The sequence below is a fragment of the Arthrobacter sp. BGA-UO-ETr-C19 genome (genome assembly GCF_059568005.1).
Genome location: NZ_JCAQPC010000018.1, coordinates 95,894 through 115,915, shown reverse-complemented (window position 1 = coordinate 115,915; position 20,022 = coordinate 95,894). Strand labels below are relative to the sequence as shown.

The window sequence follows — 20,022 nt, the reverse complement described above, 5'->3', positions numbered from 1 at the left end:
GAAGACTTTTATGAGCGGACACGGCGCACCCCAGATTGACCTCACCACCCTCGACCCCGCGGAAACCTCGCAGCTGAAGCTGGCGATCGTGGCGGCAAGCTGGCACACGCAGATCATGGACGGCCTCCTGGACGGCGCCCTTCGGGCGGCCAAGGACGCCGGCATCAACGAGCCGACGGTGCTGCGCGTCCCGGGCAGCTTCGAGCTCCCCGTCGCCGCCGCGCGGCTGGCACCGCACTTTGATGCCGTCGTCGCCCTCGGTGTCGTCATCCGCGGCGGAACGCCGCACTTTGACTACGTCTGCCAGGCCGCGACGTCGGGACTTACCGATGTCAGTGTCAGCACCGGCGTGCCGGTCGGGTTCGGTGTGCTGACGTGCGACACCGAAGAGCAGGGCCTGGACCGGGCCGGACTGCCCGGATCGTCGGAAGACAAGGGGCACGAGGCCGTCACAGCGGCACTGGCCACGGCACTGCTGCTCAAAAACTACTAAGTGCTCAAGCACTACTAGAGAATATTTTCCCAGTTCCGGGGCGTGGCGGGGGTGCGGGCGCAAGCATTCAAACGTGTGCAATCGCTCACATCCCCGCCGTCATGGAACCGCCCGACAGGCGGGCCCCGGCCCCGAGCAAGTAGGCTGGAGGGCGTGAAGAATTTCGAGACGCTGTTCGCCGAACTGAGCGAGAAGGCAGCGACCCGCCCCGAGGGCTCCCGCACCGTCGCCGAACTGGAGTCGGGAATCCACGGCATCGGCAAGAAAGTCGTGGAGGAAGCGGCTGAAGTCTGGATGGCAGCCGAGTACGAATCCGACGAAGCCGCCGCCGAGGAGATCTCGCAGCTCCTGTACCACCTGCAGGTCCTGATGCTCGCCAAAGGACTCAGCCTGGAAGACGTCTACAAGCATCTCTAGCCGCCTCTGCGTGGCCCCGCTTGCCTGACACAAACTTCCAAACCAGAAAGACCTCCTAATGCTGCGTGTAGCCGTACCCAACAAGGGATCCCTGTCCGAAGCCGCCTCCGCCATGCTCTCCGAGGCGGGCTACCGCCAGCGCCGTGACAGCCGCGAGCTGGTCATGGTGGACCCCGACAACGACATCGAGTTCTTTTTCCTCCGCCCCCGGGACATCGCCGTTTACGTCGGGCAGGGAACGCTCGACGTCGGAATCACCGGCCGCGACCTGCTGCTGGACGCGCAGGTGGAGGCTGAGGAACTGCTTCCGCTGGGCTTTGCCGCCTCCACGTTCCGCTTCGCCGGACCGATCGGCGACTTCAGCGGTGTGGAGGAACTCGAGGGCAAGCGCCTGGCCACCAGCTATGACGGTCTCCTGCGCGATTACCTGGCGGAGCGCGGGATCAAGGCGAAGGTGGTACGGCTGGACGGTGCAGTGGAATCCTCTGTTCGTCTCGGCGTCGCGGACGCCATCGCCGATGTCGTCGAAACGGGCAACACCCTCAAGGCCGCCGGCATGGAGATCTTCGGCGATCCGATCCTCAAGTCCGAGGCCGTCCTCATCCGCCGCACCGGCGAGGGCGGCGCAGCCAACGGCACGGCCAAGGAAATTGACGTCCTGATCCGCCGCCTGCAGGGCGTCCTGGTGGCGCGCCAGTACGTGCTCATGGATTACGACATCCGCAAGGAGCTCGTGGAGCAGGCCGCCGGCCTCACCCCCGGCCTGGAATCACCCACCGTCTCGCCGCTGCGCGATTCCGACTGGGTGGCCGTCCGCTCCATGGTGCCCAAGAAGGAAACCAACCGGATCATGGACGAGCTGTACGACCTCGGCGCGCGCGCCATCCTGGTCAGCAGCATCCACGCCTGCCGGATCTGACCCGGTTTTCCTTCCACCGCACACCCCAGCAGTACAACAGGAGAAGTCATGGCTGTAGCCGTCCGCGTTATTCCCTGCCTGGACGTTGATGCCGGCCGCGTGGTCAAGGGCATCAATTTCGAAGGCCTCCGCGACGCCGGGGACCCCGTGGAACTGGCCCACCGCTACGACAACGCCGGCGCCGACGAACTCACCTTCCTGGACGTGACCGCCTCCTCCGGCAACCGGGAAACGACGTTCGACGTCGTCCGCCGCACCGCCGAGGAGGTGTTCATCCCGCTGACCGTCGGCGGCGGCGTCCGCGGCGTGGCCGAGGTGGACAAGCTGCTGCGCTTCGGAGCCGACAAGGCATCCATCAACACCGCGGCCGTGGCCCGTCCCGACGTCATCGACGAAATCACCCGGCACTTCGGTTCCCAGGTGCTGGTGCTGTCCGTGGACGCACGGCGCGTCCGCCCCGGATCCCAGCCCACGCCGTCGGGCTTTGAAGTGACCACCCACGGTGGCCGCCAGGGCACCGGAATCGACGCCATCGCCTGGGCCAAGGAAGCGGCGGACCGCGGGGTCGGCGAAATCCTGCTGAACTCCATCGACGCCGACGGCACCAAGGACGGCTTCGACCTCGAGCTCATCCGGCTGGTCCGGTCCGCAGTCAAGGTTCCGATCATCGCCTCCGGTGGCGCGGGGGAGCCTGCGCACTTCCCGCCCGCCGTGCAGGCCGGAGCGGACGCCGTCCTCGCCGCGTCCATCTTCCACTGGGGCCCGGACGACATGATGTCGCAGGTCAAGACCGCAATCCGCGACGCCGGCTTCGAGGTCCGCTAGTCCCCGCCCGCGGCTCAGGACAGGCAACGCGGGGTCACTTACCGCCCAAAAACCCGAGGTTATTGGGCGGTAACTGACCCCGCGTTGCTGTGTTACAGCCCTACTTCGGCTGACTGGAGGAGGGCGACGGCGTCCGGCTGGCCTTCGAAGGTCACCAGCGCATGGCGCGTGCGGCCGTGGGCGTGCATCAGCAGTTCGCCGGGCTCCCCGACGATGGCCACGGACACCGGAGCGCGCTTGGCCACGTGGCGGGGGCCGGAGGGGCTGACCAGGACGATGCCCAGATCGACGCCGCGGTACAGGATGGCGGCGCGCTTGACCAGCTCGTCCCACAGGGCGTCCGAGTATTCCTCGTCGAGGGCCCGGGGCGCCCAGCGGTCGACGGCACGCCGGACATCCTCCGTGTGGACGAAGTATTCGATGAGGTTGGAACTCTCATCCAGCGCCTTGATCTTCATGGGCGAGAGCGCGGGCGGTCCCGCGCGGAAGGAGTTCACGAGCTTGGCGTAGTCGTCGGCCGTCCTGAGCTTTCCGGCCAGCCGGGCAGTTGCCTTGTCCGAAGCCTTGGACAGGCTCTTGATGATCAGGCCCAGCCCAACGGCAGCCTTCCGCTCGCGCAGGTAAAGGTGGGCTGCGAGGTCCCTGGTCTTCCAGCCCTTGCAGAGCGTGGGGGAGTCAGGACCGGCCGCCAGCAGGGTCTCGGCCAGGACTTCTCGGGACGGATCGACGAAATGCATCACTTGGAAAACTAGCACGTCCCCGGTGGAGTTGCGCAGTCTGTTGATATCGGTGAATTTGTGGCTTTCTTCACGCCGGTGCTGCGCCCTTCCCGAAACGGAAGATGCTTCAAGAAACTCCAAGCTTTTTCCAAGCTGATGCACCAAGTATTTGCAGGGGGAGTGCACGCAACTGGCTCCAGCGCATCGTCAGACGCATTTGGTCTGCTTCCGGGGGTGAGCCGGAAGGCTGCAGTGGAGCGAACAAGACAACTTCATCTGTGGCGTGAGGAAAAGTAATGAGCACTCTAAAGAAAATGGGCACACTCGGCAGCCTCGGGCTGCTTGTATCGGGCAGTTTGATTTTCGGGTCCGCTAACGCAGCCATGGCGGCGACATGCCGGACTGGCCTGGCAGCCCCTACCAGCACCACCTTCACCGGGACGCTCGTGACGGCCACCAACTTCGAGGGGAACACCCTGTCGCCGTTCACCAGAAGCGTTGCGGGGATCGGAACTGTGGCCGTGACGAGCCCCAAGGCACACTCGGGAACATGCTCGGTCAGAATCCGTGCCACTGACACATCAGGTTCAATAGCGAAAATGTATGTGGGGCTGGCGGCCGGAACAAAGCGGGCCAGCGCGGACGCCTGGGTCAACATCACCACTGGCGGCCTTGCCGGCAACAATGTGCCGTACGTCCGGTTCTTCTCGGGCGCGACGAGGGTGGCGGATGTTTTCCGCAACAACGCCAACGGACAGTTGTGGCTGCGGGTCGCTAATCCGAACGGCACCGTCACCTACACCAGGCTCCAGGCCGCCAGCGTTCCGCTGAACACCTGGCAGCACATCAGGATGCAGGTGCGCGCGGACGGCGCCAGGTCCGCCATCCAGATCTGGTTCGGGACTGTCCAGGTGTTCAACAGGACGGTGAATCTGCCCTCCACAACCCTGAGCAGGGTCCAGTTCGGTGCCGAGCACCCGCGCCAGATGGGCGACAGCTACGTCGACGACGTCGTTGTGAAGCGTTCCGCCTCCTGACCGGGTTCCCTGGCCGGACGAAAATACTCCCCCCGTTGAATAGCAGTTGACCGCACGGTCCGAAGGTGGCTCAAAGCCCCTGCGGGCCGTGCGGTGCCTCCTCCTGGGGAGGGGACGCCTGGGCGTTTGTGCCAGCGTCCCGGGATGGGCACTAGACTTGACGTGATGTCTGAGCAGCCCGCCCCCAGCCCCGCCCCCGCCCCTCCCGCCGATGCCCTTTCCTCCGGCGTCGGCGAGAGCCTTCTGCCGGGGAGCCCCCTGCCGGCCGAAATTGCCTCGGCGCTGAAGCGGGACGGGGCCGGACTCGTGGCTGCCATCGTGCAGCAGTTCGACACCAATGAGGTCCTCATGCTGGGCTGGATGGACGACGAGGCCCTGAACCGGACCATGACCACCGGCCGCGTGACGTTCTATTCGCGGTCCCGCCAGGAGTATTGGCGCAAGGGTGACACGTCCGGCCATGTGCAGTGGGTCAAGTCGGTGGCCCTGGACTGCGACGGCGACGCCCTCCTCGTGCGGGTGGACCAGGTGGGGGCAGCATGCCACACCGGTACACGGACCTGCTTTGACGGCCGGGCCTTCGACGTCGTGGCAGGCCCGGCCAACTAGCGGCCCGCCCCTCCCACCCATCCGGCCCCTGCAGCCAGCAGGCCCGCACACCCAGGCATTAACCAAGAACAGACGGAGAACCAATAGCGATGCAGGACCTCGGAATCATCAGCCCTGGCCTGGAAGAATTCCGGGAACTCGCCGCCCACAGCCGCGTCATCCCTGTCCGGCTCAAGGTGCTGGCGGACGCCGAAACGCCCATCGGGCTGTACCGGAAGCTGGCGCAGGGCCAGCCGGGCACGTTCCTCATGGAGTCGGCGGCTGTCGGCGGTGCCTGGTCCCGCTACTCCTTCATCGGTTCCCGGTCCCGCGCCACGCTGACCACCAAGGACGGACAGGCGCACTGGCTGGGCGAGCCACCGGCGGGTGTGCCCGTGGACGGAAACCCTGTTGATGCCATCCGCGACACCATCGAGGCGCTGCGCACCGACCGGTTCGACGGGCTCCCGCCCTTCACCTCCGGCCTGGTGGGCTTCCTTGGCTGGGAAACGGTCCGTCACTGGGAGAAGCTCACCAGCCCGCCCGAGGACGACCTGCAGCTTCCCGAACTGGCGCTGAACCTCGTCACGGACATGGCCGTCCACGACAACATGGACGGCACGGTGCTGCTCATCGCCAACGCCATCAACTTCGACAACAGCTCCGAACGCGTCGACGAGGCCTGGCATGACGCCGTTGCCCGCGTGAAGGAACTGCTGGCCCGCATCAGCACCCCGGTGCTCCAGCCGGTGTCCGTGCTGGAGCCGGCCGCCCTCGATTTTGCCGCCAGCGTCCAGGAACGCTGGCACGAGCCCGAGTACCTCGCCGCCCTCGACCGGGGCAAGGAGGCGATCGTGGACGGCGAAGTCTTCCAGGTGGTCATCTCCCGCCGCTTCGAGATGGAGTGCGGGGCGTCGCCGCTGGACGTCTACCGGGTGCTGCGCAACACCAACCCGAGCCCGTACATGTACATCTTCAGCCTCGAGGACGCCGCCGGCCGGGAGTACTCGATCGTCGGCTCCTCGCCTGAGGCGCTGGTGACCGTCACTGGCGAGGACGTCATCACGCACCCCATTGCCGGTTCACGGCCCCGCGGCAAGACCGTGGACGCGGACAAGGCAATGGCCGAGGAACTCCTCGCCGACCAGAAGGAACGGGCAGAACACCTCATGCTGGTGGACCTGTCACGGAACGATCTTTCGAAGGTCTGCGTGGCGGGTTCGGTGGACGTCACCCAGTTCATGGAGGTGGAGCGCTTCAGCCACATCATGCACCTGGTCTCCACCGTCGTCGGACGCCTGGCTCCGACGGCGAAAGCCTACGACGTCCTGAAGGCCACCTTCCCGGCCGGGACCCTATCCGGCGCCCCGAAGCCCCGGGCACTGCGGCTCCTGGATGAACTCGAGCCGCACCGCCGCGGCATCTACGGCGGCGTGGTGGGCTACCTGGACTTCGCCGGTGACATGGACATGGCCATCGCCATCCGCTCCGCACTGCTGCGCGAAGGACGCGCGTACGTCCAGGCGGGCGGCGGCATCGTGGCGGACTCGAGCAACCCGGCCGAGGCGCAGGAAACCGTCAACAAGGCGGCGGCCCCGCTGCGGGCCGTCCACACGGCCGGCTCGCTGCACAACATCACGCCGGACTCCGTCAGCGCCCCCGACTCCGTCACGGGGGCAAACTCCTGATGGCGGTTCCCGCAGGATCCGCCGTGCCGGGCAAAACGCGCAGCACGGTCCCGGGCTGGGCGCGCAAGTCCACGGTGGTGCTGCTGATCGCGGCCCTGGCGCTGGCGGTTTTCGGCACCACCACCCAGACCTGGCTGACGGTGCACCTGGACCCCCAGCAGCTGGGCCAGGGCGCAGGCAGCGAAGGCGGTCTCCAGGTCCAGGGCAGTAAAGCCGCCACCACGGTCACGGCCCTGGCCCTGGTCGCGCTGGCCGGCGGCCTCGCGGCCTCCATCGCCGGAAAGATCGCACGCTGGGTCATCACGGCCATCATCGTGCTGGCGGCTGCCGGCATCATCACGGCGGCTGCCACCGTTCTCGCTGATCCCCTTGCCGCGGCCCAGGGATCCATCGCCGCCGCCACCGGTGTCTCGGGTGGAAGCGCGGACGTAAGCGTCAGCGCCTTCCCGGTGCTCGCCGTCGTCGCAGGTTCCCTGCTGGCCGTTTGCGGCCTGCTGGTGGTTCCGGCGGGGCGGTACTGGAAATCCCGGACCAAATACGACTCCGCGGCGTCCGGTCCCGCAGGTGAGCAGACCGGTCCCGTGGACGAGATCGACAGCTGGGACAGGCTCTCCCGGGGCGACGACCCCACCTGAGCCGGCCGGTCACGCAGCCACGCACCCCGGCCGCGATGCCGAAGGCCGCGGCAAAAAATGGCAGAATGTAAGCAGTATTGATCCTGAGGAGATTCACATGAGCAAAGCCACTGTTTCCGGTACAAAGCCCGCGGCCCCCAAGGAGCACCACGGCATCGACCACAGCATTGACCTGGGCCACGGCAACAGCCCGGCCGCCTGGACCTGCGTGATCGTCATGCTCATCGGCGCCCTCATCGCCTCCATTGCGTTCGTCATTGCCAGCACCCCGATCTTCTGGGCCGGCATCGCGGTCATGTTCGTCGGCCTGCTGGCCGGCTTCATCATGCGCAAGGCCGGCTATGGCGTGGGCGGCAGCAAGATCAAGAACACCGGCCACTAATCGTGACTGTTCTCGACGACATCAACGCCGGTGTCAGGGAGGACATGGAGGACCGGAAGCGCCTCGTGTCCCTCGCGGAACTGAAGGACCGCGCCCTCGCGGTGGCTCCTGCCCGGGACGCCTGGGCTGCCCTCGGCGGGGCGTCCGCGGACCGCGGCGAGCTGAAGGTCATCGCCGAGATCAAGCGCCGCAGCCCCTCCAAGGGCGACCTCGCCAGCATCGCGGACCCCGCATCGCTGGCCGTGCAGTACGCCGACGGCGGAGCCGCAGTGATCAGTGTGCTCACGGAGCAGCGCCGGTTCAACGGTTCGCTGGCTGACCTGGACGCCGTCCGCGCCCGGGTGGACGTCCCGCTGCTGCGCAAGGACTTCACGCTGGACGAGTACCAGATCTGGGAAGCCCGCGCCCACGGTGCGGACCTCATCCTCCTGATCGTGGCCGCCCTGTCCGACCAGCAGCTGCGCGAATTCAGTGCCCTGAGCCGCGAGCTCGGCATGAACGTGCTGGTGGAAACGCACACGCCGGAGGAGGTCGAGCGCGCCGTGGCCGCCGACGCCCGGATCATCGGCGTCAACGTCCGCAACCTCAAGACGCTCGACGTCGACCGGTCCGTTTTCGCCTCACTCGCCGGCAGCATTCCCTCCGGTGCTGTGGTGGTGGCGGAGTCGGGCGTTCGGAACGCCGACGACGTCGCGCACTACGCGGCGCACGGCGCCAACGCCATCCTCGTGGGAGAGGCGCTCGTCAGCGACGCCACCCCGCGTGAACGCATCGCGGAGTTCACAGCGGCCGGGGCCGCGGCCATCGCCGCCCGGGCCTGAACTCCCACCCAACCCTGGTGCCGTCTGTCCGCACGCCGTGCGGACAGATGGCGCCTGACATCAATAAGAAAAGTGAACAGGATGGTGAGACTGATGGCCGACGCGCCAACAGCCGGCTCTGACCAGGGCTCGGTGGATGCATTCCTGCAGGGAGGCTCGCTGCGCCACGCCCCGGGACCCTACTTCGGCGCCTACGGTGGCCGCTGGATGCCCGAGTCACTGATCGCGGCCCTGGACGAACTCGAGGACACGTTCGAGAAGGCCAAGGCCGATCCCGAGTTCATCGCCCAGATCGCGGACCTGAACAAGAACTACTCCGGCCGGCCCTCGCTCCTGACCGAGGCTAAGCGCTTTGCCGAGCACGCCGGCGGCGTCCGGATCTTCCTCAAGCGCGAGGACCTGAACCACACCGGCTCGCACAAGATCAACAACGTGCTGGGCCAGGCACTCCTTGCCAAGCGGATGGGCAAGACACGCGTCATCGCCGAAACCGGTGCAGGCCAGCACGGCGTGGCAAGCGCCACCGCTGCCGCCCTGCTGGGCCTCGAATGCGTGGTCTACATGGGTGCCGAGGACTGCCGCCGGCAGGCGCTAAACGTGGCGCGGATGGAGCTCCTGGGCGCCACGGTCATCCCCGTCACCAACGGTTCGCAGACCCTCAAGGACGCGATCAACGAAGCCCTCCGGGACTGGGTGGCCAACGTCGGCAACACCCATTACCTGCTGGGCACGGCAGCGGGCGCACACCCGTTCCCGGCCCTGGTCCGGTACTTCCACGAAGTCATCGGCGAGGAGGCCCGCTCGCAGATCCTCGAGCAGGCCGGGCGCCTGCCCGACGCCGTCTGTGCCTGCATCGGTGGCGGCTCCAATGCCATCGGCATTTTCCACGGCTTCCTCGATGACCCGTCCGTGAAGATCTACGGCTTCGAAGCCGGCGGGGACGGCGTCGAGACCGGCCGCCACGCGGCCACCATCACCCTTGGCCGCCCCGGCGTGCTGCACGGCGCCCGTTCCTACCTGATGCAGGACGACGACGGCCAGACCATCGAGTCACATTCCATCTCCGCGGGCCTGGACTACCCGGGCGTCGGACCCGAGCACTCCTACTTGGCCGACATCGGGCGCGTCAGCTACGAGTCGATCACGGACAGCGAAGCCATGGAAGCGTTCCGGATCCTGTGCCGCACCGAGGGCATCATTCCTGCGATCGAGTCCTCCCACGCCCTGGCCGGCGCCATCAAGGTGGGCCAGCGGCTGGCAGCGGAAGGCGGCTCCGCCGGGGCCTCGGACAAGATCGTGATCGTGAACCTGTCCGGCAGGGGAGACAAGGACGTTGCCACCGCAGCAGAGTGGTTCGACCTTCTGGACAAGGATTCGGCTGAAGCAGCCATCGGCAAGGAAGGGGAGCAGCTATGACCACGGCGCATAACACCAGCAATTCGGCCACCAGCAAATCCGCCACGAGCAAGTCGGCCATTGCCATCGACAAGGCCCGCGCGGAAGGCCGTGCGGCCCTGATCGGCTACCTGCCCGCCGGGTACCCCAGCGTCGAGGAGACCATCGCCGCAGGCATCGCCCTGGCGCGCAACGGCGCAGACCTGATCGAGATCGGCATCCCTTACTCCGACCCGGTCATGGACGGCCCGGTCATCCAGGCAGCCACCACCGAGGCCCTCGCCAAAGGTTTCCACGTCCGGCAGGTCTTTGACGTCGTCGCCGGCATCACCAGCCAAACCGACGCCGCCGTCCTGGTCATGACGTACTGGAACCCCGTGGTCCGCATGGGCGTGGACGAGTTCTCGCGCCGCCTGGCCGAGGCCGGGGGAGCAGGGCTCATCACCCCCGACCTGATCCCGGACGAGGCAGCCGAGTGGATGGACGCGTCGGAGAAGTACGGCCTGGACCGTGTCTTCCTGGTGGCGCCCTCCTCCACGCCCGAGCGCATGCGCCGGACGGTGGAGGCGAGCCGTGGCTTCGTCTACGCAGTCTCCATCATGGGCGTCACCGGTGCCCGCACGGCGGTAAGCGATGCGGCCACCGGCGTCGTGGCCGCAGCGAAGGCTGCCGGCGCGGAACGGGTGTGCGTGGGCCTCGGCGTCTCCACGGCCGAGCAGGTCGCCGAGATCGCGGCCTACGCGGACGGCGTGATCGTCGGCTCGGCACTTGTGGCGGCCGTGCGCGACGGCGGCGTTGACGCGGTTGCACAGCTCACCAAAGACCTCAGTACCGGACTGGCCAGGAAGTAACCGCAACCATGCAGACGCTCCTCACCGCAGCAGCCCTGGTTCCAGCCGGCATGGTGCCTGCAAGCATCCCGAGCCCGGACTGGTCGGGGTTCGATATTCCGCTGCCGTGGGGATCGCTCCGTATCCACGCCTACGCCCTGTGCATCCTGGCGGGGATCGTCGTCGGCCTGTGGCTGACATCCGTCCGCTGGGCCAGGCGCGGAGCGCCCGAAGGCAGCGTCTGGGACATTGCCATCTGGGCCATCCCCTTCGGCATCATCGGCGGCCGCCTCTACCATGTGTTTTCTTCCCCGGACGCGTACTTCGGTCCCGGCTTCGACGGCACCGGGGACCTGTCCCTGATTCCACAGATCCAGCGGGGCGGCCTTGGAATCTGGGGTGCCGTGGTGCTGGGTGCCTTCGGCGCCTGGATCGGGTGCCGCCGTGCAGGGGTCAAGCTCACGGCCTTCATCGATGCCGCCGCCCCGGGGCTGCTGCTGGCGCAGGCCCTCGGCCGGTGGGGAAACTACTTCAACCAGGAGCTCTTCGGCGGTCCCACCACGCTGCCGTGGGGACTCCAGGTGGACGCGGACAACGCCAATTTCCCGGCCGGATATCCGGCGGACACCCTCTTCCACCCCACGTTCCTCTATGAATCGCTCTGGAACATCGCGGGTGTGCTGATCCTGCTGGCCCTCGACCGGCGGTTCCACTTCCGCCGCGGCCGGCTCTTCTGGCTGTACGCCATGTACTACACCCTGGGCCGGGTCTGGATCGAGGCCATGCGGATCGATGATGCCGAACAGATCAGCCTGTTCGGGATCACCACCCGCCTGAACGTCTGGACCAGCATCTTCGTGTTCGTCGCCGCCCTGGCCGTGTTCATTGTGCTGGGCCGGCGCAAGGACGGCAACGCGGAGAGCGTCTACCTGCCGGGCCGCGAGCCGGCACCCGCGGTGGCCGCTATGAACGACGGCGGGAACGCCGACGCCGGGATGGCGGTCACCGGGGAGGCCGACGGCGGGAAGCCCGCCGTTGCTGAAGGGTCAGATGCCGGAACGGCAGGTCCGGCGGCGGGCAAGGACACGCCAAAGGGCCCCGCTTCCGCCCCGAATGTGACCGGCAATCCGGTCCGTGATACGGACCCTGTTGTCTCAGATAGTGAATCGCGTGATAATCTCCCTGATAACCAAAACGGTTCCGGGCTAGCTTCTGCCCAAACGGAAGCAGTCCCGGCATCCACCGGCGGCACCCCAACCGCCGCGGAGTCGCGGAACACCGGAAAGTCCGGTGGCACAGACGCCGGAACCGCGCCGGAGGCCGACAGCTCACGCTAGAAGGCACCGGTACCAGGGCAGCAGAGAGTTACCGCTCGGAGCGCCCACCACCACAGCGTCGTGGCACAGGCCAACTCCGGTCAGCATAGAGCTGCTGGCCGGTCAAGCCCGGGGCGGATGCTTGCGTAACTGTTAGTTCAGCACGCATGCCTGCCCTACAATTTCCATTAAGCAGTAACACTTTGTTGCGCCCATCACAGTGGCGCTCTGAGTGGGGCCAACGTTGTCCCTTCCATACGCACGATCAGGAGGAAGGACGTCTCCCATGACCCAAACTCTTTCAAGCCCCAGCTGGTCCGAACCGAACCAGCCGGACGCCGCCATGTCGCCGTTCAAACGGTTCGCGGCGCTCCCCGAGGCATCCGGGCTCTACAACCCGGAGCAGGAGAAGGACGCCTGCGGTCTTGCGATCATCGCCACCCTGCGCGGCGAGCCCGGCTACGACATCGTCGACGCCGCCCTTACCGCGCTGCGCAACCTCGAGCACCGCGGTGCCGTCGGTGCCGACGAGGGAACGGGTGATGGCGCCGGCCTCCTGATGCAGGTGCCGGACGAGTTCTTCCGTGCCGTCACCGAATTCGAACTTCCGGCCCCCGGCCAGTATGTGGTGGGCACCGCCTTCCTGCCCGCTGAGCAGCGTGAGGCCGACGCCGCCAAAGCCGGCATCGAGGGCCTGGCCGCCGACGAGGGACTCACTGTCCTGGGCTGGCGCGAAGTTCCCGTCGTCGCCGACCTGGTCGGTGCCATGGCGCGCGCCTGCATGCCGTACTTCTCGCAGCCGTTCTTCGCCTCGGCCACCGGCGAGCAGCTGGAGCGCAACGACCTGGACGGCCGCGCCTGGCGCATCCGCAAGCGCGCCCAGAACAAGTTCGGTGTGTACTTCCCGTCGCTGTCCTCCCGGACCATCGTCTACAAGGGCATGCTGACCACGGCCCAGCTGGAGCCGTTCTACCCGGACCTTTCGGACAAGCGCTTCAAGACCAAGCTGGCGATCGTCCACTCGCGCTTCTCCACCAACACCTTCCCGTCCTGGCCGCTGGCCCAGCCGTTCCGCACCATCGCCCACAACGGTGAAATCAACACCGTCAAGGGCAACCGGAACTGGATGCGCGCCCGCCAGTCCCAGCTCGCCAACCCGCTGCTGGGAGACTCACCGGAAGAGCTGTTCCCGATCTGCACGCCCGGCGCGTCCGACTCCGCGTCCTTCGACGAGGTTGCCGAACTGCTGTGGCTGTCCGGGCGCCCCATCACGCACGCCATCATGATGATGATCCCCGAGGCCTGGGAAAACCACGCCACGATGGATCCGGCCCGCCGTGCGTTCTATGAGTACCACTCCCTCCTGATGGAACCCTGGGACGGCCCCGCTGCCGTCTCGTTCACCGACGGCGCCCTCGTGGGCGCCACCCTGGACCGCAACGGCCTGCGCCCCGGCCGGTACTGGATCACCGAAGACGGCCTGGTCGTCTTCGCCTCCGAGGTGGGCGTCATCGACGTCGAACCCTCCAAGGTGGTCAAGAAGGGCCGCGTCTCGCCGGGCAAGATGTTCCTGGTGGACACCGAGGCCGGCCGCATCATCGGCGATGAGGAAGTCAAGGCGGAGGTTGCCGCGGCGAACCCCTGGGCCGAGTGGGTCAAGGACAACCTGATCGACCTCAACGAACTGCCGGAACGCGAGCACGTGGTGCACACCGCGGCGTCCGTGAACATCCGCCAGCGCACCTTCGGCTACACCACCGAAGAGCTGAAGATCCTGCTGGGCCCGATGGCCCGCACCGGCGCCGAACCGCTGGGCGCCATGGGCTCCGACACCCCGGTGGCCGTGCTGTCCAAGCGCCCCCGACTGCTCTTCGACTACTTCGTGCAGTCCTTTGCGCAGGTCACCAACCCGCCGCTGGACGCCATCCGTGAGGAGCTGGTCACCTCCCTGACCTGCGCCATCGGCCCCAACGGCAACCTCCTGGACACCAAGCAGGTGCGCCAGCCGCAGGTCTCCCTGCCGTTCCCGGTGATCAACAACGACCAGCTCGCCAAGATCGCCAACATCGAGGACGCCGAAGGCAACCGGGTCGCGATGAAGGTCCGCGGCCTCTACCGCCCCGAGGGCGGCGAGAACGCGCTGCGCGCCCGGCTCACCGAAATCTGCGAGCAGGTGTCCGGTGCCATCAACCGCGGCGTGCAGTACGTGGTCCTCTCCGACCGCGACTCGAACGCCCAGTGGGCCCCGATCCCGTCCCTGCTGCTTGTCAGCGCCGTGCACCACCACCTGCTGCGCAGTGCAAACCGCACCAAGACCGCCCTGGTGGTCGAGGCCGGCGACGTCCGCGAGACGCACCATGTGGCTGTCCTCGTGGGCTACGGCGCGTCCGCCGTGAACCCGTACCTGGCCATGGAATCCGTCGAGCAGCTCATCGCCGCCGGCGACGTGGTCGGCGTGACCCCGCAGGACGGCGTCTACAACCTGATCAAGGGCCTCGGCAAGGGTGTCCTGAAGATCATGTCCAAGATGGGCATCTCCACCGTGGCGTCCTACACCGGCGCGCAGACCTTCGAAGCGCTTGGCCTGGGCCAGGAGCTCGTGGATGAATTCTTCGCCGGCACGCACTCCCAGCTGGGTGGCGTGGGCCTGGACGTCATCGCGGCAGAAGTCTCCGCGCGGCACCAGATGGCCTACCCCGAGGGCGGCATCGAACAGCCGCACCGCCCGCTGCTGGGCGGCGGTGAGTACCAGTGGCGCCGCGATGGCGAGCCGCACCTCTTCAACCCGGAGACGGTCTTCCGGCTGCAGCACGCCACGCGGGAGCGCCGCTACGACATTTTCAAGGCGTACACCAAGGGCGTGGACGACCAGTCCGAGAACCTGATGACCCTGCGCGGTCTGCTCAAGTTCAAGGACGGTGTGCGTCCCGCCGTGCCGCTCGAGGAAGTCGAGCCGGTCTCCAGCATCGTCAAGCGCTTCTCCACGGGTGCCATGAGCTACGGCTCCATCTCGAAGGAAGCCCACGAGACCCTCGCAATCGCCATGAACCGGCTGGGCGGCAAGTCCAACACCGGTGAAGGCGGCGAGGACGTGGACCGCCTGCTGGATCCGGAGCGCCGGTCCGCCGTCAAGCAGATCGCCTCGGGCCGTTTCGGCGTCACGAGCCTCTACCTGACCAATGCGGACGACATCCAGATCAAGATGGCGCAGGGCGCCAAGCCCGGCGAGGGCGGCCAGCTGATGGCCCAGAAGGTGTACCCGTGGGTTGCCCGGACGCGCCACTCGACCCCCGGTGTCGGACTCATCTCCCCGCCCCCGCACCACGACATCTACTCGATCGAGGACCTCGCGCAGCTCATCTACGATGCCAAGCGCGCTAACCCCTCGGCCCGGGTGCACGTCAAGCTCGTCTCCGAGGTGGGCATCGGCACAGTTGCCGCTGGTGTTACCAAGGCCAAGGCCGACGTCGTGCTTGTTTCCGGGCACGACGGCGGTACCGGCGCCTCGCCGCTGAACTCGCTCAAGCACGCCGGTGTGCCGTGGGAGCTGGGTCTCGCAGAGACCCAGCAGACCCTCATGCTCAACGGCCTGCGCGACCGCGTCGTCGTGCAGGTGGACGGCCAGCTCAAGACCGGCCGCGACGTCGTCATCGCCGCGCTGCTCGGCGGCGAGGAATTCGGTTTCGCCACCGCGCCGCTGGTGGTTGAGGGCTGCATCATGATGCGCGTCTGCCACCTGGACACCTGCCCGGTGGGTGTTGCCACACAGAACCCCGAGCTGCGCGCCCGCTTCAGCGGCAAGCCGGAGTTCGTGGTGAACTTCTTCGAGTTCCTGGCCGAGGAAGTCCGCGAGATCCTCGCGGAGCTTGGTTTCCGGAGCATTGAGGAAGCGATCGGCCACGCCGAAATGCTGGACACCCAGGAGGCCATCAGCCACTGGAAGGCCGAGGGCCTGGACCTGGATCCGATCCTGCATGGCCTCGAGTTCGACGACGACGCCCCGCTGCGGAACCTGACCGGCCAGAACCACGAGCTGGACAAGCACTTCGACCAGCGGCTCATCACCATGGCCGCCGAGGCGCTGACCGACCGTGCCCCGGTGAAGATCACCGTTGACGTCATCAACACCGACCGTTCGGTGGGCACCATGCTGGGCCACGTCGTGACCAAGACGTTCGGCACGGACGTGCTGGCGACGGACACCATCGACATCACGCTCAACGGCACCGCCGGGCAGTCGCTGGGCGCCTTCCTGCCTGCCGGCATCACGCTGCGCATGTACGGCGACTCGAACGACTACGTCGGCAAGGGCCTTTCCGGCGGCCGGATCATCGTCCGCCCGGACCGCTCCAACGTGTTCCAGGCCGAGCGGAACGTCGTGGCCGGCAACGTGATCGGTTACGGCGCGACGAGCGGCGAGCTGTTCCTGCGCGGCCAGGTGGGCGAACGCTTCCTGGTCCGCAACTCGGGCGCCACCGCTGTTGTTGAAGGCATCGGCGACCACGGCTGTGAGTACATGACCGGCGGCCAGACGCTGATCATCGGACGCACCGGCCGGAACTTTGGCGCGGGCATGTCCGGCGGCACGGCCTACGTGCTGGACCTGGACACCGCCCGGGTCAACAAGGAAGCCCTGCAGTCCGGCGAACTCCAGCTCGTCGAGCTGGACGCCGAGGACCGCGACATCGTCCACGGCTTGCTGGTCAAGCACGTGGAGGAAACCGAATCCCAGCTGGCTGCGCGTCTGCTCGACAACTTCGACGACACCGCTGCCCGCATTACCAAGGTGCTGCCGCGCGACTACGCCGCAGTGCTGCAAACCCGTCTTGACGCCATCGAAGAGGGCCTTGACCCCGACGGCGAAGAAGTTTGGTCTCGAATCCTGGAGGTGACCGGTGGCTGATCCACGCGGATTTCTGAAAGTACGTCAGCGTGAAACCCAGCCGCGCCGTCCCGTTCCCGTCCGCATCATGGACTGGAAGGAAGTCTACGAGGCCCAGGAAAAGGGTGTCCTGAAGAGCCAGGCCGGCCGCTGCATGGACTGCGGCGTGCCGTTCTGCCACCAGGGCTGCCCGCTGGGAAACCTGATTCCCGAGTGGAACGACCTCATGTGGCGGGACAAGGGCGAGGAAGCGATTGAGCGGCTGCACGCCACCAACAACTTCCCCGAATGGACTGGCCGGCTCTGCCCCGCCCCGTGCGAGGCGTCCTGCGTGCTGGGCATCAACCAGCCCGCCGTGACCATCAAGCAGGTCGAGGTTTCCATCATCGATGAGGCCTTCGACAACGGCTGGGTCAACCCGCTGCCCCCGCACCGCCTCACCGGCAAGACGGTCGCCGTCGTCGGTTCCGGCCCTGCCGGACTGGCGGCTGCACAGCAGCTGACCCGCGTGGGCCACACTGTGGCCGTTTACGAACGCGACGACAAGATCGGTGGCCTGTTGCGCTACGGCATCCCCGACTTCAAGATGGAAAAAGAGCAGGTGGACCGCCGGCTTGAGCAGATGAAAGCCGAAGGCACCCGCTTCCGCACCGGCGTCGCCGTCGGTACGGACGTCACCTGGGAGCAGTTGCGCCGCCGTTACGACGCCGTGGTCATCGCCACCGGTGCCACGGTTCCGCGTGATCTGCCCATCCCGGGCCGCGACCTTGCCGGCGTGCACTTCGCCATGGATTACCTGGTGCCCTCCAACCGCGTGGTGGCGGGGGAGTCCCCGGAGAACCACATCGACGCCCGCGGCAAGCACGTCGTCATCCTTGGCGGCGGCGACACCGGCGCGGACTGCATCGGCACGGCGCACCGCCACCAGGCAGCGTCGGTGACCACCCTGGCCATCGGCAAGCAGCCGCCGCTGGAACGCGCCGGCCACCAGCCGTGGCCGACGTTCCCGACCCTCTTCGAGGTGGCCAGCGCCCACGAGGAAGGCGGTGAGCGCACGTACCTCGCCTCCACCGTGGAATTCGTGGGCGAGGACGGCAAGCTGACCGGCGTCAAGGTTGCAGAGACCGAATTCGTGGACGGCAAGCGCCTCCCCAAGGCCGGCACCGAGCGGATCATCCCCGCTGACCTGGTGTTCCTGTCCCTCGGCTTCACCGGAGCCGAGCCGGCCGGCATCACCGAGCAGGTCAGCGCCGAGTTCGACGGCCGCGGCAACGTGGCCCGCGACGGCTACTACATGACCAACACCGAGGGGGTCTTCGTGGCAGGCGACGCCGGCCGTGGACAGTCCCTGATCGTGTGGGCCATTGCCGAAGGCCGTGCGGCCGCTGCGGCGGTGGACAAGTACCTGATGGGAAGCACCATCCTTCCTGCTCCTGTCGCTCCGACGGACCGTGCCATAGCCGTCCTGTAGCGCCGATCCGGGGCTGAAATTCATCTCCGGGACAACTTAACCAATGCAAGTGACAAATAGGGTAGGTATATGAGACGCGCAAAGATTGTGGCCACCTTCGGACCGGCCATTGCCAGCTATGAAAACACCCTCGCGGTGCTGGAAGCCGGCGTTGATGTAGCCCGCATGAACATGAGCCACGGCGACTACTCCGTGCACGACAACACCTATGAAAATGTCCGCAAGGCCGCGGCCGACCTCGGCAAGGCCGTGGCCATCATGGCTGACCTGCAGGGCCCGAAGATCCGCCTGGGCCGCTTCGTCGACGGTCCCCACGAGCTGGCTGTGGGGGACACCTTCACGATCACCACTGAGGACGTTCCGGGCACCAAGGAGATCTGCTCCACCACGCTCAAGAGCCTGACCGAGGACGTCAACCCGGGCGACGCCCTGCTGATCGACGACGGCAAGGTGGCGCTGCGCGCCATTGAGGTGGACGACGTCAAGGTCGTTGCCCAGGTGACCGTCGGCGGGTTCGTGTCCAACAACAAGGGCATCAACCTTCCCGGCGTCGCCGTCAACGTCCCCGCACTGAGCGAAAAGGACGAGGACGATCTGCGCTGGGCCATCCGCCGCGGCGTGGACCTCGTCGCCCTGTCGTTCGTCCGTGATGCCGGCGACATCAAGCGCGTCCACGAGATCATGGACGAAGAAGGCCGCCGCGTTCCGGTGATCGCCAAGATCGAAAAGCCCCAGGCCGTGGAACAGCTCCACGAGATCATCGACGCGTTCGATGCGATCATGGTGGCCCGTGGCGACCTCGGTGTGGAGCTTCCGCTGGAGGAAGTGCCGATCGTGCAGAAGCGCGCCATCGAACTGGCACGCCGCTGGGCCAAGCCGGTCATCGTGGCCACCCAGGTGCTCGAGTCCATGATCGACAACCCGCGGCCTACCCGCGCCGAGGCCTCCGACTGCGCCAACGCAGTGCTCGACGGCGCCGACGCGGTCATGCTCTCCGGTGAGACCAGCGTGGGCAAGTACCCGATCGAGACGGTCAAGACCATGGCCCGGATCATCGAGTCCACCGAGGAGCACGGACTGGAGCGCGTCCCCCCGCTGGGCACCAAGCCCAAGACCCGTGGTGGCGCTATCACCCGTGCCGCCGTCGAAATCGCCGACCAGCTGGACGCCAAGTACATCTGTACGTTCACGCAGTCCGGTGACTCGGCACGCCGCCTGTCCCGCCTCCGCCCGATCAAGCCGGTTTTCGCATTCACTCCGGTGGAGCACGTGTGGAACCAGCTGGCGCTGACCTGGGGCATCCAGCCTCAGCTCGTCGCAACGGTGGGCCACACGGATGAAATGACGGCGCAGGTGGACCGCAGCCTGCTGGACATGGGACTCGTGGAAGACGGCGACCTCGTGGTCATCGCTGCCGGTTCCCCTCCAGGAAAGGCGGGTTCGACCAACTCGCTGAAGGTCCACAAGGTGGGCGACCTCGCCGACACGTCCCGCACGGGCGAGTCGACCGAGAAGAAGGAAAAGCTCGGCCCGTGGCCGGAAAAGAAGAAGAAGAAGGACAAGGCTGCATCGGCTCCGGCTGAGTAGCTGCACCTGAAAGGGAG

At 66.9% G+C, this 20,022-nt stretch carries 17 protein-coding genes; 16 read left to right on the top strand and 1 reads right to left on the bottom strand.

The window, feature by feature from the left end:
* The first annotated feature begins 10 nt into the window (after positions 1 to 10).
* The 4 genes from ribH to hisF all read left to right on the top strand — a co-directional run bounded on the left by ribH (position 11) and on the right by hisF (position 2,654).
* Positions 11 to 493 carry a 6,7-dimethyl-8-ribityllumazine synthase gene (gene ribH / locus AC57BR_RS10515; protein ID WP_496360249.1) on the top strand — a complete coding sequence of 161 codons (483 nt, stop codon included), beginning with the start codon at positions 11 to 13 and terminating at the stop codon, positions 491 to 493.
* Between the two features lie 153 nt (positions 494 to 646).
* Positions 647 to 910 (top strand): phosphoribosyl-ATP diphosphatase, encoded by a 264-nt coding sequence (locus AC57BR_RS10510; protein ID WP_003801526.1) that lies wholly within the window; start codon positions 647 to 649, stop codon positions 908 to 910.
* A 58-nt stretch (positions 911 to 968) separates the two neighbouring features.
* On the top strand, positions 969 to 1,829 hold the full coding sequence (gene hisG / locus AC57BR_RS10505) for an ATP phosphoribosyltransferase (protein ID WP_496360247.1): 861 nt from the start codon (positions 969 to 971) through the stop codon (positions 1,827 to 1,829).
* 48 nt (positions 1,830 to 1,877) lie between these two features.
* A complete protein-coding gene (gene hisF / locus AC57BR_RS10500; RefSeq protein WP_307027100.1) occupies positions 1,878 to 2,654 on the top strand; it encodes an imidazole glycerol phosphate synthase subunit HisF in 777 nt (258 codons plus the stop codon).
* Positions 2,655 to 2,746: 92 nt separating this feature from the next.
* On the opposite strand, the gene AC57BR_RS10495 is transcribed toward hisF, so the two are convergent.
* Positions 2,747 to 3,391 carry a TIGR03085 family metal-binding protein gene (locus AC57BR_RS10495; protein ID WP_377953523.1) on the bottom strand — a complete coding sequence of 215 codons (645 nt, stop codon included), beginning with the start codon at positions 3,389 to 3,391 and terminating at the stop codon, positions 2,747 to 2,749.
* 278 nt (positions 3,392 to 3,669) lie between these two features.
* Here AC57BR_RS10495 and AC57BR_RS10490 point away from each other — a divergent pair, with 278 nt between their 5' ends.
* From AC57BR_RS10490 to pyk, 12 genes are all read left to right on the top strand, one after another.
* Positions 3,670 to 4,410, top strand: a complete 741-nt coding sequence (locus AC57BR_RS10490; RefSeq protein WP_496360244.1) for a hypothetical protein — start codon at positions 3,670 to 3,672, stop codon at positions 4,408 to 4,410.
* A gap of 165 nt (positions 4,411 to 4,575) precedes the next feature.
* A complete protein-coding gene (gene hisI / locus AC57BR_RS10485; protein ID WP_496360242.1) occupies positions 4,576 to 5,019 on the top strand; it encodes a phosphoribosyl-AMP cyclohydrolase in 444 nt (147 codons plus the stop codon).
* A gap of 89 nt (positions 5,020 to 5,108) precedes the next feature.
* Positions 5,109 to 6,686 carry an anthranilate synthase component I gene (locus AC57BR_RS10480; protein ID WP_496360240.1) on the top strand — a complete coding sequence of 526 codons (1,578 nt, stop codon included), beginning with the start codon at positions 5,109 to 5,111 and terminating at the stop codon, positions 6,684 to 6,686.
* Positions 6,686 to 7,321, top strand: a complete 636-nt coding sequence (locus AC57BR_RS10475; protein WP_496360238.1) for a Trp biosynthesis-associated membrane protein — start codon at positions 6,686 to 6,688, stop codon at positions 7,319 to 7,321. The genes AC57BR_RS10480 and AC57BR_RS10475 overlap by 1 nt, the downstream gene beginning before the upstream one ends.
* A 97-nt stretch (positions 7,322 to 7,418) precedes the next feature.
* Entirely contained in the window at positions 7,419 to 7,703 is a 285-nt protein-coding gene (locus AC57BR_RS10470; RefSeq protein ID WP_496360236.1) for an HGxxPAAW family protein, read from the top strand.
* Between the two features lie 2 nt (positions 7,704 to 7,705).
* Entirely contained in the window at positions 7,706 to 8,524 is an 819-nt protein-coding gene (gene trpC / locus AC57BR_RS10465) for an indole-3-glycerol phosphate synthase TrpC (RefSeq protein ID WP_496360234.1), read from the top strand.
* Positions 8,525 to 8,617: 93 nt separating this feature from the next.
* A complete protein-coding gene (gene trpB / locus AC57BR_RS10460; RefSeq protein WP_496360232.1) occupies positions 8,618 to 9,940 on the top strand; it encodes a tryptophan synthase subunit beta in 1,323 nt (440 codons plus the stop codon).
* Complete coding sequence (gene trpA, locus AC57BR_RS10455; RefSeq protein WP_496360230.1) at positions 9,937 to 10,770, top strand: tryptophan synthase subunit alpha; 834 nt, start codon at positions 9,937 to 9,939, stop codon at positions 10,768 to 10,770. The genes trpB and trpA overlap by 4 nt, the downstream gene beginning before the upstream one ends.
* An 8-nt stretch (positions 10,771 to 10,778) precedes the next feature.
* Positions 10,779 to 12,086 carry a prolipoprotein diacylglyceryl transferase gene (gene lgt / locus AC57BR_RS10450; protein ID WP_496360228.1) on the top strand — a complete coding sequence of 436 codons (1,308 nt, stop codon included), beginning with the start codon at positions 10,779 to 10,781 and terminating at the stop codon, positions 12,084 to 12,086.
* Positions 12,087 to 12,351: 265 nt separating this feature from the next.
* Positions 12,352 to 16,968: a glutamate synthase large subunit gene (gene gltB, locus AC57BR_RS10445; protein ID WP_496360226.1), complete on the top strand. Its 4,617-nt coding sequence runs from the start codon at positions 12,352 to 12,354 to the stop codon at positions 16,966 to 16,968.
* Positions 16,961 to 18,418 carry a glutamate synthase subunit beta gene (locus AC57BR_RS10440; RefSeq protein ID WP_496360224.1) on the top strand — a complete coding sequence of 486 codons (1,458 nt, stop codon included), beginning with the start codon at positions 16,961 to 16,963 and terminating at the stop codon, positions 18,416 to 18,418. Before gltB ends, AC57BR_RS10440 begins: the two co-directional genes overlap by 8 nt.
* A 69-nt stretch (positions 18,419 to 18,487) precedes the next feature.
* Complete coding sequence (pyk, locus tag AC57BR_RS10435; RefSeq protein WP_496360222.1) at positions 18,488 to 20,005, top strand: pyruvate kinase; 1,518 nt, start codon at positions 18,488 to 18,490, stop codon at positions 20,003 to 20,005.
* Positions 20,006 to 20,022 lie beyond the last annotated feature (17 nt).

What these genes read in the sequence shown, in the direction of transcription:
- ribH (WP_496360249.1), top strand. Translation starts at nt 11, where the DNA reads ATGAGCGGACACGGCGCACCCCAGATTGACCTCACCACCCTCGACCCC.
- hisG (WP_496360247.1), top strand. Translation starts at nt 969, where the DNA reads ATGCTGCGTGTAGCCGTACCCAACAAGGGATCCCTGTCCGAAGCCGCC.
- hisF (WP_307027100.1), top strand. Translation starts at nt 1,878, where the DNA reads ATGGCTGTAGCCGTCCGCGTTATTCCCTGCCTGGACGTTGATGCCGGC.
- AC57BR_RS10495 (WP_377953523.1), bottom strand. Translation starts at nt 3,391, where the DNA reads ATGCATTTCGTCGATCCGTCCCGAGAAGTCCTGGCCGAGACCCTGCTG.
- AC57BR_RS10490 (WP_496360244.1), top strand. Translation starts at nt 3,670, where the DNA reads ATGAGCACTCTAAAGAAAATGGGCACACTCGGCAGCCTCGGGCTGCTT.
- hisI (WP_496360242.1), top strand. Translation starts at nt 4,576, where the DNA reads ATGTCTGAGCAGCCCGCCCCCAGCCCCGCCCCCGCCCCTCCCGCCGAT.
- AC57BR_RS10480 (WP_496360240.1), top strand. Translation starts at nt 5,109, where the DNA reads ATGCAGGACCTCGGAATCATCAGCCCTGGCCTGGAAGAATTCCGGGAA.
- AC57BR_RS10475 (WP_496360238.1), top strand. Translation starts at nt 6,686, where the DNA reads ATGGCGGTTCCCGCAGGATCCGCCGTGCCGGGCAAAACGCGCAGCACG.
- AC57BR_RS10470 (WP_496360236.1), top strand. Translation starts at nt 7,419, where the DNA reads ATGAGCAAAGCCACTGTTTCCGGTACAAAGCCCGCGGCCCCCAAGGAG.
- trpB (WP_496360232.1), top strand. Translation starts at nt 8,618, where the DNA reads ATGGCCGACGCGCCAACAGCCGGCTCTGACCAGGGCTCGGTGGATGCA.
- trpA (WP_496360230.1), top strand. Translation starts at nt 9,937, where the DNA reads ATGACCACGGCGCATAACACCAGCAATTCGGCCACCAGCAAATCCGCC.
- lgt (WP_496360228.1), top strand. Translation starts at nt 10,779, where the DNA reads ATGCAGACGCTCCTCACCGCAGCAGCCCTGGTTCCAGCCGGCATGGTG.
- gltB (WP_496360226.1), top strand. Translation starts at nt 12,352, where the DNA reads ATGACCCAAACTCTTTCAAGCCCCAGCTGGTCCGAACCGAACCAGCCG.
- pyk (WP_496360222.1), top strand. Translation starts at nt 18,488, where the DNA reads ATGAGACGCGCAAAGATTGTGGCCACCTTCGGACCGGCCATTGCCAGC.